Below are 15284 nucleotides of genomic sequence, written 5' to 3'. Positions count from 1 at the left end.
ATCTTGCCCTTGGTGATGGCGATGGCGCGTTGGTCGTTGAATTCTTGCCGAATAGAAAGTTCGTCTCGGAAATACTTCTCTGCTTGGCTCGGCTGCCCGGCGGCGAGTAGCGCTTCGCCAAGCGCAAAATGAGCAGTCCCAAGGTTCTCTTCGTCGCCGCTCTCCTTGTGTAGTTCTATTGCCTTTTTGTGCTCGTCGATGGCGCTTAGATGATCTCCTTGGCGGCTTCGCAATCCGGCCAGCATGGACTGTGCCATTGCTTTGATGTCTGGACGATCATTATGTTCTGAACGGAGTAGAAGGTTTCGGTAGGCCTTTTCGGCCCACTGAGCATCATACCTGTTCTCCAGTGCTCGGCCGGTCGTCATCAAGAACGAACAGTGCTCAAGATCTGTCTCGAATGGGACTAAATCGGCGTCCTCCAAGGTCGCGACCAAAAGCCTGAGTGTTGGGTGCCCGGTCTTGAGATCGTCCGAACCGGCATATTGCAAGGCGGAAACCATGGAACGCAAGAACACCGGATTGAAGCCACCTTTGAGGCTGAGGGGAACCCAAGTGTGGATATTTTTCGCGAGCGTGTCGATGCTTTGGGTGCGGCTTTGCAGTTCAGTTAGTGCACCCCAGGCGCATTGGTTGGCAGATTTGGAATCCTTCAGCAATACCGCGAAGGCCATGGCGTCTCGGACAGCAGGGACCGCGGGAACATCGCCATCTTCGTTAGCATAGGTATCGGTTATGACCGGGAGTGCAGCCCTTGCTAAAGCTTCGGAATGGGCACCGTCGAGCGGGTCAGTTAGGCCGCGGGCCAGGGGGTTAAGGGCGGCGTGGGGCTGGTTGCCGATCTCGCCCCAGGGCTCTAGCAGGCCTAGGGCCCGCAGACGGTTCAGCGCGGAACTAGGGTCTTTAGCGCCGGCCTCGGCGGCGACCGCTTCCAGGGCCGCCATGGGGATCGGGACGCCTTCGCTGAAGACAGTGCATGCCCTGAGCACCCGCTTCTGGCCCTCAGTCAAGGCCTGGCCGAGGCGGTCGATGATCTGCTGCGCCAGGAACTCGCTGACCTCAGAACCGTCCTTGGGCGGGGTGCCGTCACGGCGATATGCCTCCAGCGCCTCAATCGCAGCTTCGACCGACGCCAACTCTCCCCGCAGGATCTGTTCTTGTAGCATGCGCTGGATCCAGGGGTTGCCCCCCGCCGCATCGGCCGCACGCTCAAGCCAGGGCAGCGCGTTCGCGGTTAGCCCGTCCTCCAATCCCTGTGCCCTGGCAAAGGCGCGCAATTGTTTCTCTCTGCTGCGCGCCTTCATCGGCGTGAGCGCCACTCGCGTAAGCTTGGTCTCTGAGACCAGATCCTTGCCCGAGCCATCGACCAAAGCCATGTCATAGCGGCTGGTGAACAAAAGCCGCGATTGGGTCTGGGCCTGATCAAAAGCTCGCAACACAGCGCTAAGGGCAACCTGCATCTTGTCGGTGCGCGGCCCTAGTGCAGCCTTTTCCGAGGCTTTTGGTTCCTCTAGCGCCCGCTCCAGATCGTCAATAATTAGCAGAATGTCGGCATTGGCCCGGATCTCCGTCCCTGCCGCACCGGTGGTCGTGACCCCCTCCAGCAGTTCCTGCAGTGCGATCTCCAAAAGCGCCCCATCCTCGGCAATCTGCGGTTTCCAATGGTTTTGCCAGGCGACCAGACGGGCCTTCGTCGCGGCCGGTAAGCGCTTGCAGATCGCCTCGAATATGCTCTCTGCACCATAGTGCTCGAAGATCACTACCGGCGTCAGCCCGCGTACGCGCCCTGCGACCCGTGCTGCAACGCTTGACTTGCCAAGATTTCCCATGCCGCGGATCAACACTCGCTCTCTTGCGGCGAAGGCGCGCAGGATCCGCTGGATTTCGCGCCTGCGACCGACAAACTCGCGCCGCGGAGCGACCTTGACGCGCTGCGTTTCGGGGTCGAGAAACTCCTCCGTCGCATCCTGCTCAGCCTGTCGCGCCTTGCCCCCTGTCTCCAGGCACAATGGCGCTCCGCCATGTGCGTTCAGGTGCACTCGCGCCAGATGCCAGTCGGCCGAAGGTTGGTCGCCGAAGGTCTCTCTCAAAAGTCTTGCCCGACCGCGGGCTGCGGCAAGCGCCACAGTCTCGCCCGCCCCCAAGCTCTGGTAGAACACTGAAGTAAACAGAGTCGCCTCGGTATCGTTCACCGCCCCATCCCAGCCGACCACATTCGGGATTTGCGCTAACAGATGCCGGGTGATGTCATCCGCCGCGCCGGGCTCAACGGCTGAGCCATCGTCGCGCGTCAGCGGCGCGACTGCTCCGGGTTCGTGGAAAGAGCGCTGATTGTCGCTCAGGCCTTTGATACTGCGGTCCTTCTCCCCCGCGCGTTGCTGCCCCGGGATCTCCCCGCTGATGGGCGCTCGCAATGCGGTGTAGCAGGCGGAGACAAAGGCGAGTTTAGGCATGGCGGTTGCTGGAATCGCAGCCAGGATCTGCTCTGCTGTCACTTTGGCGCGATTTCCTTGCAGACTCTCAAAGGCGAGGAAGCCTCCGACCTTGGGATCGTGTCCACCATGGCAGGAAAGGTGTAGCGCCTCCGCGCGGCTTTCCCGCAGGCTTTGCACCATCCCCTCCAGCGATCCGGTCTCGTCGACAGATAGATGCACCGAAGGTACGCCGTTGGATGGTTGTGTTGCAGCCAGAATCGCGGCCTCCTCGGCCTCATAGTCAAGCTCGTTCACCCCTTCAGGCGAAGCCGCCATAAAAAGTAACGCGACATCGCTGTATTTTGCCTTGGCGCTGGCCTGCGCCTCCCCATGGCGGCGGGTGACAGCAAACAGCTGGCTGGCGTTTTGCGCCAGAGGGCGGCCCTGTGGCGCCAACAGCTCCCAAGGCAGATCCTCGATCGTTTGCGCCACTGGATCTGATCGGGCGTCCAGCGGGATCACCACCTCGAAGGGTCGATGCCCGGGCAGATCCAGGGCCATTGCGAAGGCTTTGTCGCCATCGATAGCCGCCGCCATCTGCTGGCCGATCTCGAGGAACGTCCCGCCCGCCCCGCGCTCGCGCCGCTTCACAGCCTCGCGGTAGCGCGCCTTCCAGCCCAACATCTCCGCCAGCGGGATCGTAAGGTGAGAGCGATCTCCGTGATCGATGCGAAAAGACAGCTTTGCGATGACCGCACCCTTGACCGTATCGCACCCCTCATAGGTCAGATAGGCTGTGCCCATATCGTATCTCCAATGAATTAAACGAAATTCTCAATATCCAGAGCCCCAGATCCTATCAACCAAACTCTATCCAACCCCAACAAGTACGCAACTGAAAAGCGATCCCGCCAGCTCTTGAGTAGGAGCACGAGGAGCCGCCAGCACGCTAGTCCAAACAAACCCAAACAAAGCCAACCGCCAATCCGAAAATAGCAAGCGGCACATCTCCGACCAGCGGCGCCATCCCGGCGCCCGTAAATCAGGAGACAGAATAATGCCATTTTTCAAGTTCAGAAAAACGCCCAGTGGGCTTGGCGCACAGTTGACCAGTAATGCAGAGAAAATGCCTCGTGGGAAGCCTTTGCGCTACGCAAAGGGCATCCGCGAAGAGTTCGCCCGCCGGTTGCCTCTGTCCGCGGCGCTTATTGACCGTTTCACCGGTAAGTACCTCCTGAAGCCAGGGGAAGACGTGGACATGAAAGAGCCGCTGTGGCTTTTCCTCAAGGACCATGCCCGGCTCGGGGCTGCGACAGCCACGAGTGCGCTTGCACTGACGCATCTGCCCCTGGCACCTGCTTTGGCCGCTGCCGGGCTCATGATGCTGCTCCAGCTCGGGCCGCTGCGCAAGAACCAGACCCTCTACGGACATGAAGCCAGCCATGACAACTTCTTTCCTCGCGGGCACTCGCTGCGGGATAAGAAAATCACGGTCCTCGGCATGCCGCTGGGGGAGTTTCTGGGAGAGTTGGCAACTGCTGTCTCCCTCGTTCAGAACGAGGAAGATTATCGGGGCGCACATGACCGGCATCACGATCCGAAAAGCTTCACTACGCTCCAGGATGATGATGCCCGTGATGTTCTCGATGCCGGGTTCGCACCGGGCAAATCGGTTGCAGCTTACTGGCGGCAATACTGGTGGAACTGGATTTCACCTCGCTTTCACGCCAGGCAGCTGATCGCGCGGTTCAAGTCTAATTTCGTGACGGCCCGTCCGGCGCGGAAGATCATGGCCGTCTTGTCGCTCAGCGTTCTGGCAAGTCTTGCACTTGTGATGCCGCTTCACGCCTGGATCTTCGCGATCTTGGTGCCCTGGACCTGGGGCTACCATATCGCTGGGCTGTCCCAAGTGCTGAACCGCCATGCCTGGCTGCAATCGGCAGAGGGCGCGAAGACCATTGAGGCCTATGCCGAACGCACCTGGGGGCGCTTTAACGGGGTCCCTCTGCCAGTGGAAGGTCTCCGCGGCGGGGCCTACCTGAAGGCCTGGACGCTTTGGTTGATCGAGATGCTCTTCGTCGAGGCGCCAGTGCGTGCAGCTAGTTGGTCGCCTGATCTTCAGGCCCATGATTACCATCACCTTGAATGGTATGGGCCAGAGGAGTTCGTCGATGACTGGACTACGATGCCGGCGCGGCGTCAGTCGGCGATTGATCGCGGCGCAGATCTTTACTGCATGCGGGATCGTGAACTCTGGGGGTGGCGCAATGCCATGAACCACGGCTTCGAAAAATTGAGCCAGGCGCCCAAACTCGACGACTAGTTGGCGTAGTGGAAGGCAGGTGCGGGGGCGGCTTAAGCCGCCCCCGTCACCGTTTCACAAAAGATGCTTTGCAATGCGAGTCCCGTTTTGATTTTTCCAAAAACGGTCAGATACGCAACACACCCGCACGAGGCCCCTGCCCGGTCTCAAAATCATGTTGCAAAACGCCGAAGTTGTGCAATTGATTTGTGCAACACCTCAAGCCTTTGGCTCTGCTGACATCCTTGCACCGTTCAAAACGTCATGACTTGTGCAACTAGTTTTCGGACTTGTATCGTCTCCTTGGCAATAGGTTAGAAAATGCTGAGAATACTCGTCGAGCGCATTGAGGACTCACCGGTTTTTCGGCTCGTCCGAGTTCTGGAAGTTGCTGCAGTCCTTGTCGCTCTGATTGCCTTTTACTTCGAAATGCAACAACGGCAGGAAGACCGCATTCAGGCTCAGATAGATGCAAGTGTCCGTGCCGCGCAATTGTATGCTCAGATGGCGGATATGGGCAATCGGGACGACCCCATAGCAACTGCTGCGTTCAAGAGAAGTGCCGGAGCCCTTGCGCACACACCGTCCGCTCTGAGGGGCATCGTACTGGCCGGCTCCGATCTTTCCCTAACTGACTTTTCAGAGGCTGATTTTACCTCCGCCGATCTTCGCGGCGTGAATTTCTGCGGCTCTGATCTGCGAAACGCAAAATTAGACGGTACCATTCTGAGGGGGACTAAACTTTTCGAGGCCGACATTTCCGGGGCGAGTTTGCAGGATCTTCAAGGCGTCACCGAACCTGCAGGACTTGTGCGGGCCTGCGCGGATCCCGAAAATCCACCAGACTCAATGTTTTCCCTTTCTCTTTTTCCTTGCAAACCTAGAGCAATAGTAGAGCGCATGTGTCAGTCAAGGTAAGCTCAAGCTCGATAAATGGCTCATAAGCCCTTTTAAGTGAAACGTACGGCGCACGCAGCATGCGCGGACATTCGTGCAAAGCGCAGCATCGGTCGCTGTGGGCTCGAAGCCGACTTCCGGGCTAGCGCAGCGTCGTAGGCGCGGGTTCTTCCATCGTAAGCAGGGACGGCCCATTGCCGACATCCAGAAGCCAACCGAAATGCTGCGATCGCAACCCGCATTGCGGACCTTAGCCACGGGCGCGAAGCCGAGAGATTGTCGAACCGTAACAACACAGACAAAGCGCACTTAGAGGGAGTAAATTTGGATGTCAGCTTTCTGGTGCCCTAATGTTCTTTTGCTCACCCATATAGTTGTTGATGACCTGCTTCATTATGGCTGCGTCTTGGCGATCTCCGTGTCCAGGGTAGACCTGAGCTGCAAGAAGCTCTTTCAAACGATTGATCGAAGCGCAAAACGCCTCGTTATCAGCGTCGGTACTGCGATCTCCAGGCTCACCATCGTAAACATCGGTACCATTCCAAACCAGCGCTTCGCCGGTAAACAAGACACCGGTTTCGCGCTCGAAGAGCCCGCATGTTCCCTCCGTCACCCCTGGAAGGTGCAAAACCTCAAATGATCGACTTCCTAAGTCAATGAGGTCGCCATCCTTTAGAAGCCGCGTCGGTTCACAAGCGGTCATTTCGTGACAGTTAGGGTCAAATTTGCTGTGCGGCAATGCTCTCAAGGCTTGGTCAAAATAGAACTCCAAAACCGTGTTCTTTCGGTTCGGATCTCGCACACGCCACGCGTCGTTTTCATGGATCAAGCGTTCATCGAATTGGTGCAATCCGCCAGCATGATCATAGTAACCGACCGAGGCAAAGGCGACGATTGGCTTGGCCGCGTGCGCCTGTAGAAATCCCCTTAGCGGAGCAACACCTATGCCGGTATCAACCAGTAGGTATCGCTCGCTGCCTTCGACCAACCAAATGCTGCCACCATTTGCATGCGGCTCGCGGACACGGCGGACGCCAAATTCATCCGCGCGATCAATCTGAAACCAGTTTTCTGCGACGGTGAGCAACTCAGGGTTCCCCATCACACCAACCCGGCCAGTTTGGCGAACGGGTCTTCATGCCGATTTCGGTTCCATGAATACTCCGTGCCTATAGCGGTCTCTTCGGCCTTCTCGTTCCCATAAAGACCTGCAAGAACGGCGAGAGCCATGTCCATGCCTGCGGACACACCCGACGACGTAAAAAACTTGCCGTCTTCGACCCACCTGGCTTCTTTCACCCATTCTACATTAGGCGCGTGATGAATAGTGGATGTAAAATCCAGTTTGTTGGTTGTTGCACGTCTGCCGTCCAAAAGGCCGGTCATTCCAAGTATGATGGTTCCTGTGCACACAGCCATGACACGCTCTGCTCCCGCCGCGACATCAACGATCCATTGGAGCATTTCTGGATTGGTGCATTCGTCAAGAGCGGCGTCTCCGCCCGGAATCATCAGTAAATCATAGCTCGTCCGAGCAGCCGTCGTGGTATCTGGGACGATTTTCTGACCGTGGCGGCTGGGAACCGCTGTCCTTTCTTGTGCGACTGTAATGATCTCAATCTCGTATGTGGGATCACCGAGCATTTCCATGGGCCCGAAGAAGTCCAGTGTTTGAAAGCCGGGAAAAACCAAAGCGGCGAGCGTTCTCATATCGTGTCTCCTTTAGATGTTTCACGCTCTGGATAGTCAGTTCGCCGTGTGGCATGAATGACAATATGCCCCCTTTTCATGCCAATGTGCCGAAGCCTGCGCCAGACAAACCAAACGTTGTTTTTGTGATCTATGACGGCATCGTGCTGCTTGATCTCGTCGGGCCGTTGCATGTGTTTTCCCGAGCATGTGCTGAAGGTACCAACGATCTGGCCTACAACATCCACATTGCTTCGCTATCTGGCGGCATGGTGCAAACCAACACTATTGCCCAGATCGACAGCGTGCCGCTCTCCCAACTCTGCAAGCCACAAGAGGGTTTTCAGATCGACACTCTGATTATTGTCGGCGGCGACGGCGCACATGTTGCAGAGACCAACAAGCGTCTGGTCGATGCGGTCGCGTCGCTTTCAATGCAGTGTCGACGCACTTGCTCTGTATGTTGCGGGGCGTTTGTGTTGGCAGCCGCTGGTTTGCTGGATGGCCGTCGCGCCGTAACGCATTGGGAGGATTGCGATCTACTGGCCAAGCAGTTCCCAAAGGTGAACGTCGAGGTAGACCCCATCTTCATCAAAGATCGTTCAATCTGGACGTCGGCAGGTATTACGTCAGGAACGGACATGGCGCTGGCAATAGTACGCGAAGATTTGGGCCCCCATTCGGCGCTTCACTTAGCCAGATCACTGGTGACGCCAATGATCAGATCGTCAGGACAGTCACAGTTCAGTGCGGATTTGGTCCGACAGACCAAAGACACCGAAGGCGTGTTTGCTGATCTCCATGACTGGCTGCGTAAGAATATGAGGCAATCAATCAGTGTTAACGATATGGCAGAACATTGCGCGATGAGCGCGCGCAGCTTTTCGCGCCGCTATACTGCGACCGTGGGCTTTTCTCCGGCAAAATCTCTTGAACGTTTGCGTGTCGATGCGGCACGAAATCTGCTGGAACAGAGCAATCACGGCATGAAGACCGTAGCGATGGTCTGTGGCTTTCGGGATCAAGAACACATGCGACGGGCGTTCCATAGACATGTGCACACCTCGCCAACCAGCTACCAGGCATCGTTTCGCGCGAGTTGACTTTGATTCAAGCAAGTGGAGGAAAGGGTCTCAAAGCAGCCACGCCGCAGATTCGCGAAGGGTCTCCCGTGCCATCTGACGCATGTGCTCTTCTCGAGATCTCTCGAGCCCCCATGCTCCCATGTACTTCAATGCCGCGGATGAAACGTAAGCGACCCACAATGCGTATCTGTCTGCGTCAATGCTGCGGTGTTTCGCATAGGCTCTTTCAAAGAGACGCTTTCCTTCCATCCCGTGGATGAATCTTAATTCCAAGGACGCGCATGCGACGTCGGACAGCGGATCGCCAAATGCGGCGTCTTCCCAATCGAGTATTACGGCAATTCTATCCTCAGACCAGATGAGATTTGATGGCCAATAATTACCGTGCAAGACCACATCTGGGCCAGTGAAAGCCGAATTCTGGAGCTGTCTGAGATAGTTTCGGAGCTCATGCCATTCTGCGTTTGCGGGCAAGAACTCCAATATCTCGGGAATAGGATCAATTCGGCGAGGAAGAGAGGGCATGACGCTTACTGGAACGCTATGTACCGTTGAAAGTGCCTCAACCATGGTCTCGATGCGCGCTTCGAGCGTAGATTCGGCGATTTCAGAGGTCCCCTCAACAAACTCGATGATCAGGTAAGGGTGTTCCAAAAACGCGCAACTCGTATCGACGCTGAGTGGCCTTGCGACCGGAAGCCCTGCCCGAAAAAGTGCGCAAAGAATTTCGAACTCAAGTTCAGCGTTGTGCCCATAATGGGTCTCACCATGCAGTCGCAGCACAACCCGGCTTTTGTTTCCGTCGGGTTGTTCGAGCGCCAGACTGTATACGTCGGCGGACACGCCCCCTTTCAAGCGCTCAATCGCAAGAAGACGCGCGTCTGGGTCAAACTTTTCAACTGCGCGACGTAAACCTACATCTTCCAAGTTTAACAGAGCATTCAGCCTTTCAAAGTATAAGCGGACGTTCTCGCAAGACGCGGCATCGGTCAATATGCACTCTCTGCGATCATGCGACGTTGCAGAGATCCTAGGTGGCCCGACAATTTCGCCACCATTACTCCGGCCCAAAGCTGCCTTTGGCCAGTGGGCTTTTGTGTTGCGGTCGCATCTCGCATTGCTGCCTCTCGTTGCACGTTCTCGATGGCTGAGATACTTGTGGGTGCTCCGCGAGCAGAGCAGGCATTTGAACTATGTTTTAGACGCAAACCCGTCAGCTCGGCCAGGTTGTTGCCGTGTTGAAAGAACTTTGCGGCAATCTCTCTACCCTTGCGGCAACTCCTTCAGCACCACATGGCTCTGAAACCCGTCAACTGGCGGCTGAAACAGGTAGGTATCTGCAAAATCCGAAAATGATTCCATGGACTCACACCGCATGAGCAGCATTACGTCGTCTTCCCCGGTCACAGACCAGACGCGCTCGACATCGGGGTGCCTGCCAAACTGCTTCATCAACACTCCGATCTGTTTGAGCTTCAGTGGATCGAAGCGCACCAACACGAACACCTGCGTGCCTTTGCGTTTGTAGATTGGATTGACGACCGCGATCTCACGTTCAATCGCGCCGACCTTTCTCAGGCGCTGAAGTCGACGCAAGCAAGCTGCAGGGGAGAGACCGACTGCCTCTGACAACTGGTTACCGGTTTGACGTGCATCCTTCTCCATGGCGGCAAGAATCTTCTGGTCTAAGCGGTCGAGTTCTTCCACGGCCAATACCCCGCAAACAGTTTCATGCGAGATTTTCGCAGAAATTGGAGAAACAAGCGAAGATTTCGTTCCAAGCGAGATGCAATTGATGCCAGCTCGCAAGGCTCCAGGTCTAAAAGTGGCGCAGGCTCTGTATCGGAGCCAACTCAAGAAATCACTGAAAACAACCGCCGGGTTTCCCGCCCGGTCGCCACGGCGCGCGCCGTGGTCCGACAACATATTGATTGGAATGAGACATGCAAAGCAAAGCAAATCGCCCAACGGCAGGTAATGCGTTGGCAAGAGCCGTTTTAGAAGCTCTGGCCCAAATTGCCGCGCCGAAGAAACTGCTCGGTACCTGGACTTGGAACACCGATCCAACCCACAGCAAGAGAAAGCGTCTGCTTCCCAGTTGGAGACCGGACAACAAATGGGAAAAGCGTGTCTTGGAAGAACTCAGGCGCATGAGCGACCGCGAACTTGCGGACATCGGCCTCTCCCGGTCGGACTTGACCATTGAGGGTCTGGCAATTGCGGGCTCCAAACGCGCGCGCAGGCAGGACGCGATCGCGATCGAACTCGCCAAACCTATGCGGAATCGGGGAGCAGATCACCATGGAAATTAGCATTGAGAACGCCGGGCCATACAACAGCGTCCGGCTCTACGGTCAACTCGACAGCAAAGGAGCTGGCTCAATCTACGATACGATTGTTGAACTAGGTTCCCTCGGGCCGGGTAAAGTGATTATCAGCGTCGCTGGCGTCACGCACGCGACGCGCGCAGGATGCAGGGCGCTGATTGTCGCCGCCAAGATGCTTCACGCAAGGACCGGCGAAAAGCTCCTAGTTTATGATGCCTCGCCTGAGTTGGTCACTATTCTGCGTGGGGCTGGGTTCGACCATCTAATCGTGATCTACCCAAGCCAGCATCCGTTGGCTGCCTTTGCCGCTTAAAGGTCTTTGACGATAAGGCGGTTTTAGCAGCCCTTGCGCTTCGACGCGCTGAAAACACGGGTCAAAGCGCTGTGTAAAGAACTGCCTCTCTTGCATTCGCGTAATTTTGATAAAGATGGTGGAAACACTCTAGGCTACGACGAAGGGAGGCAGGTTGATGAGCCACAGCCGATTGGACGAATTAGACACCTTTGATCAAAAGTTAATTGTGCTTCTGCAGGGGAATGCGCGCCAAACCGGTGATCAGCTCTCGGAACAGGTGGGCTTATCATCGGCGGCCTGCCTGCGGAGAGTTCAGCGGTTGCGCAAGATTGGCGCGATTGAGCGTGAAGTTGCGGTGATTTCGCCAGAGTTTCAGGCGAAATCAACCTCCATCATCGTATTTCTCACCGTCAGTCGCCTTGATCCTAAGCGAAAGCAGATACTGACAAAGCGGCTACTCGCGTTCGAAGAGGTGGAGCGGATCTTCTCAGTGACCGGCGAAGATGACTTCGTACTTTTCATGAAGTTTCCGTCAATAACAGATTTTACGGATTTCGCCGACGCACATTTCTATGAATCACCTATCGAAGGCTACGAAAGCACAGTCGTCCTGCGCGAGTTCATTCGTGATTGAGGCACCGCAGCATACGTCACGTCGCTCTTGAGTTCTCTACCGCCTTGCAAGCAGGTGCGGCATCATTTCGGCACGTACGTCCAAAAATACCCGACCGGCCCAGAGCCGCCGTCCTTGCGGAAGTTGAATGCTGCATTGCGGCTTCCCTGAAGCGGACATTGAAAGGCGTCTGTTGAAAACTGAACAGCTCGAGCCGCAGCAATGAGTAGATTATACTCAGGCGCAGCCGTAGCCTCATCCGAGCAACCTACGCATCTCACCGTTTTCGAGGACTGCGGTACGACGTGGATCGTGTATCGCAGTATGAAGCATGGCATGAGCCAATTCATCGGAAGTTACGCCGATGGACGGCATCAGCCTTTGGAGCGGTTTGAAAAGATAATCAGCTATCTTCCATGTGTTCTTCGGGCCTGACGGCGCAATATAGCCTGGACGAAAGGCGAATTTCCGTTCGAGGTCAGATGCAAACAGTTTGCTCTCCGCTTCGCCCTTAATCTTCAATGCAAAGGACATGCCGCCGCCATCTGACCGAGCGCCTTGAGCGGAAAACAAGCAGAACGTCACACCGGGCGCAGACCTCTCGCAAGCCGCCAGCAAAGCGCGCATCCAATCGACTGTGATTTCCTCGTATTCTGTTCGGCTGACTCGCGCGGAATAAGTGGCAAGGCAATGGAAGACGGTGTCGATGCCATCGAGATAGGGTTCGATGGCTTGGGTATCGCCGAATGCTGCAAACCTCACATCGGTCAGCTTTGCGTGATCTATATTGCACGGCCTGCGCCCAAGTGACACGACTTCGTGCGCAGTTTCTTCTTTCAACAATGCCGCAAATACTGATAAACCCACCATCCCCGTCGCACCGGTCAGCAGGACGCGTCCAAGTGGTCGTGTTGTCTTGTCAGGCGGATTGGGCACGGCGCTCTGCCTCGGCTTTCAAGCCGTGATTGAAAGCTTGGTAACCTTCCAAATACATCTTTGCCAATCGCCCGCCCATCAGGAAAGTGATGCCCCCCATGATCTCATCGGATTGTACGAAGCGAGTTTTGCCACCCTCCAGCGGCTCGACACAAAAGTGATGGTTATCGCGAATGCCACCTGGCCCCTTCTCGGCCCAATAGAATTCCGTCCCGTCCACGACTGTTATCGAGTGGCCCAGCGTGGTCAGCTTTTCCTTTGATGAATCAAGCTGAAAGTCGACGGTGATCGTGGATCCATCTTTGATCTCTCCCTTGATACCCACAAGGAACATAGCCCAGCCCTTGTAGTTTGCCGTGTCGGTCAGAACCGACCAGACCATGTCCGGCGGCGCATCGATCATAATTTGGGTGTGGATTTTGAAGTGCGAGAGGCTCACTTTTTCCGATGATCCGGCTTCCATGACAATCCTTCCTTTGAGGTCTTAGGCGTTCTGTGGCGACACGCGATCCCCGCCCTGAATTATGATCCGCCCAAAACGATCCCCCATACGCTTGGATCGAAACAAATAGATCGAGATGATGATGTAATTGACGCATTCCTGGGCGAAGTTCTGGTAGCGATCCGGATTTTCCAACATGTCGAAGGTTTGCACAGCACACATCGTGGCAAGCGCGGTGAAGATGACCAACATGGCAATCGGAGTGAAGCTCCAGCGCAGGACATATCCGGCCAGAAACGTGGCACCCGATGCGGTGATCAGTATCCAATGGAGGGTTTGCATGCCCAACGGAAAGGTCGCGTTTTGCAAAGGCATTAGCGGCGCCAGCCCGGTGAAGTATTCAAGAAACCCGAGAAGTCCCCAGCCCAACATGATAGCCGAGGCGAGCACGATCAGATACTCGAACCCCTGCGAGAGGCGCTCCATGAACCTGTTCATCCCCGTCCCTCAGATCGCGAATGTCTGGTCGGTCATCTCTTCCGAGAGACGCCACAAACGTTTGGCCAAACCGTGGTCGTCGCAAATTGGATTGCGGGTCGCGACCCAAGTCTTGCCACTCATCTCTTCGGGGCCTGTGGGGCCGTAGTATTCGCCACCTTTGACCTGATCCGACAAAGCGGCGAATAGAGACGGCTTGGCGGCGTCTTCGTTGGAGTGCAGAAGTTGTTCGACTTGTTCCTTCATGTTAGCGCGCGTTGCTTCGTCCAAATCGTTGAACAGACCGGAGTCTGACCCGCCCGGATGCACAGTCAGCGATTTCAGCGACTTGCCCGAAGCCGTAAGTTGACGGTCCAGTTCGTCGCCAAAGAGTAAGCAGGCAAGCTTGGACTGACCGTAAGCAACGCCGCCATCCTGGCCGCATGTCAGATCGTCAAAGTGAGTGTTCGCATTCTTGTGGGCAATACTGGAGAGTGAGACGATCCGCGATGCAGAGTCGTCTGGGAACATGTCGATCAGAAGCGCAGTCAGCAGGAAATGTCCCAGGTGGTTGGTTGCGAACTGCAACTCGACGCCATCAGCATTCGTTTGAGCGGAGTAAAGCAGAATACCCGCGTTGTTTATCAGCACATCCAGCGTGGAGTACCGGGCGCGGAAAGCCTGGGCGAACCCACGAACCGAGGTCAAATCGCTCAGGTCCAGCACGAGGATCTCGAGGGACGCGGACGGGATCCGCGCGAGAACGCTTGCTTTGGCGGCTGCGGCCTTTTCAAGGCTGCGGCACGCCATGACGACGTGAAAACCTGCTTCGGCCATACCAACTGTTGTTTCAAACCCGATTCCATTGTTTGCACCGGTGACGATGGCGACTTTTCCAGATTGTTTAGACATCTCGCATCCTGACAAATTGACATACGGTGAATGATTGTCGATGTTGACACTAAGCGCTCACTTGTCAATATGTAAATCATGGAAGATCGCTACGACTACATCCTCGAAGCCGCGAAGCAGCTTTTTCTTCGCTACGGCGTGAAGCGAACCGGCATGAACGACATTGCCCGAGAAGCGGGTATCTCGCGTCAAACACTCTACAAGGCATTCGCAAACAAGGACGAGGTGCTGCGGGCCACGATCCGGTCGCTGGCAGACAGGGTCGTTCTGGATATCGAAGCCGGCCTCAAAAAAGCTGGTGGCCTTGGTGCGCAACTCGATGTCGTCTTCAAACACGCTGTCATAGAGCACTATGACTTCTTACAATCTTCGCCTAACGCCGAGGACATCATCGCTGGAGTGACTTCGACAAGTCAGAAAGAGCTGGAGGCCGGCGCAAAGCGAAACACCGAGATCATCGCGCGTGTCCTGAAGCCGTATTCGAGTGCGATTGAAAACTGTGACCTGACTGTTGATCAGTACGCGGACTTCATTCAACGCTCATCAACAGCGGCAAAGTACAACGCAAAAAGCAAAAAACACCTGATCGATATGTTGTCCGCTTTGCGAATGTCGGCGTTGAAAGTCACCAGCAGCGTTTAGACGGGCTCGGCCTAAAGCGGGTTCTCGGCGCAGCTGCCGGATGCTGCAATCGCAGCCCGCTTTGGGCCGGAAAGAGAAGAGCGTCAGACCTATTTGGGTCCCAGTTCATTTTCGTTTGTGGGTTTTATTACTACGGCGATTGATATCGAACCTAGAACCGACTGAGTTTCCACTGCTTGTTTCTTTGCTGGACGCCAATGTCTTCTCTCGGCGAAAACTTGAGGCCGTGTGCAATAGCAGCGAAATTCCGCTT

The 15284-nt window shown here is 55.9% G+C and carries 16 protein-coding genes; 7 read left to right on the top strand and 9 right to left on the bottom strand.

Annotated features, from left to right (window positions below; all coding sequences use genetic code 11):
• Positions 1–3218 (bottom strand): CHAT domain-containing protein (locus Q5Y75_RS26875; protein WP_306203333.1); only part of this gene is annotated, 3218 nt, incomplete at its 3' end.
• 253 nt (positions 3219–3471) lie between these two features.
• Here Q5Y75_RS26875 and Q5Y75_RS26870 point away from each other — a divergent pair.
• The gene (locus Q5Y75_RS26870; RefSeq protein ID WP_306203331.1) at positions 3472–4737 is read left to right on the top strand and encodes a hypothetical protein; all 1266 of its coding nucleotides are present in this window, start codon (positions 3472–3474) and stop codon (positions 4735–4737) included.
• Between the two features lie 300 nt (positions 4738–5037).
• Positions 5038–5634: a pentapeptide repeat-containing protein gene (locus Q5Y75_RS26865; protein WP_306203329.1), complete on the top strand. Its 597-nt coding sequence runs from the start codon at positions 5038–5040 to the stop codon at positions 5632–5634.
• Positions 5635–5944: 310 nt separating this feature from the next.
• Here the strand turns inward: Q5Y75_RS26865 and Q5Y75_RS26860 are convergent, their stop codons facing one another.
• A complete protein-coding gene (locus Q5Y75_RS26860) occupies positions 5945–6715 on the bottom strand; it encodes an MBL fold metallo-hydrolase (protein WP_306203328.1) in 771 nt (256 codons plus the stop codon).
• On the bottom strand, positions 6715–7323 hold the full coding sequence (locus Q5Y75_RS26855) for a DJ-1/PfpI family protein (protein ID WP_306203327.1): 609 nt from the start codon (positions 7321–7323) through the stop codon (positions 6715–6717). Before Q5Y75_RS26855 ends, Q5Y75_RS26860 begins: the two co-directional genes overlap by 1 nt.
• A 53-nt stretch (positions 7324–7376) precedes the next feature.
• Between Q5Y75_RS26855 and Q5Y75_RS26850 the strand changes: the two genes are divergently transcribed.
• Positions 7377–8405, top strand: coding sequence for a GlxA family transcriptional regulator (locus tag Q5Y75_RS26850; RefSeq protein WP_306203326.1), 1029 nt, complete (start codon positions 7377–7379; stop codon positions 8403–8405).
• A 30-nt stretch (positions 8406–8435) separates the two neighbouring features.
• On the opposite strand, the gene Q5Y75_RS26845 is transcribed toward Q5Y75_RS26850, so the two are convergent.
• The gene (locus Q5Y75_RS26845; protein WP_306203325.1) at positions 8436–9380 is read right to left on the bottom strand and encodes a phosphotransferase family protein; all 945 of its coding nucleotides are present in this window, start codon (positions 9378–9380) and stop codon (positions 8436–8438) included.
• 270 nt (positions 9381–9650) lie between these two features.
• Positions 9651–10094, bottom strand: a complete 444-nt coding sequence (locus tag Q5Y75_RS26840; RefSeq protein WP_306203324.1) for an Lrp/AsnC family transcriptional regulator — start codon at positions 10092–10094, stop codon at positions 9651–9653.
• Between the two features lie 236 nt (positions 10095–10330).
• Here Q5Y75_RS26840 and Q5Y75_RS26835 point away from each other — a divergent pair, with 236 nt between their 5' ends.
• The 3 genes from Q5Y75_RS26835 to Q5Y75_RS26825 all read left to right on the top strand — a co-directional run bounded on the left by Q5Y75_RS26835 (position 10331) and on the right by Q5Y75_RS26825 (position 11643).
• Entirely contained in the window at positions 10331–10699 is a 369-nt protein-coding gene (locus Q5Y75_RS26835; RefSeq protein ID WP_306203322.1) for a DUF1127 domain-containing protein, read from the top strand.
• Positions 10689–11027 (top strand): STAS domain-containing protein, encoded by a 339-nt coding sequence (locus Q5Y75_RS26830; protein ID WP_306203320.1) that lies wholly within the window; start codon positions 10689–10691, stop codon positions 11025–11027. The genes Q5Y75_RS26835 and Q5Y75_RS26830 overlap by 11 nt, the downstream gene beginning before the upstream one ends.
• A gap of 157 nt (positions 11028–11184) precedes the next feature.
• The gene (locus Q5Y75_RS26825) at positions 11185–11643 is read left to right on the top strand and encodes an Lrp/AsnC family transcriptional regulator (RefSeq protein ID WP_306203319.1); all 459 of its coding nucleotides are present in this window, start codon (positions 11185–11187) and stop codon (positions 11641–11643) included.
• Between the two features lie 234 nt (positions 11644–11877).
• Here the strand turns inward: Q5Y75_RS26825 and Q5Y75_RS26820 are convergent, their stop codons facing one another.
• From Q5Y75_RS26820 to Q5Y75_RS26805, 4 genes are read right to left on the bottom strand one after another with little or no spacing between them, the layout of a single operon-like run.
• Positions 11878–12558 carry an NAD-dependent epimerase/dehydratase family protein gene (locus tag Q5Y75_RS26820; protein ID WP_306203318.1) on the bottom strand — a complete coding sequence of 227 codons (681 nt, stop codon included), beginning with the start codon at positions 12556–12558 and terminating at the stop codon, positions 11878–11880.
• Positions 12542–13021 (bottom strand): SRPBCC domain-containing protein, encoded by a 480-nt coding sequence (locus tag Q5Y75_RS26815; protein WP_306203317.1) that lies wholly within the window; start codon positions 13019–13021, stop codon positions 12542–12544. Before Q5Y75_RS26815 ends, Q5Y75_RS26820 begins: the two co-directional genes overlap by 17 nt.
• 21 nt (positions 13022–13042) lie before the next feature.
• A complete protein-coding gene (locus Q5Y75_RS26810) occupies positions 13043–13498 on the bottom strand; it encodes a hypothetical protein (protein WP_306203316.1) in 456 nt (151 codons plus the stop codon).
• 9 nt (positions 13499–13507) lie between these two features.
• Entirely contained in the window at positions 13508–14389 is an 882-nt protein-coding gene (locus Q5Y75_RS26805; protein WP_306203315.1) for an oxidoreductase, read from the bottom strand.
• Between the two features lie 78 nt (positions 14390–14467).
• Between Q5Y75_RS26805 and Q5Y75_RS26800 the strand changes: the two genes are divergently transcribed.
• Positions 14468–15031: a TetR/AcrR family transcriptional regulator gene (locus tag Q5Y75_RS26800; RefSeq protein WP_306203314.1), complete on the top strand. Its 564-nt coding sequence runs from the start codon at positions 14468–14470 to the stop codon at positions 15029–15031.
• Positions 15032–15284: the final 253 nt, after the last annotated feature.

It is taken from the genome of Ruegeria discodermiae (assembly GCF_030758345.1).
GTDB lineage: Bacteria > Pseudomonadota > Alphaproteobacteria > Rhodobacterales > Rhodobacteraceae > Ruegeria_C.
Note: the sequence above shows the minus strand (reverse complement) of the source record. Positions and strands in the feature narration are given on the sequence as shown.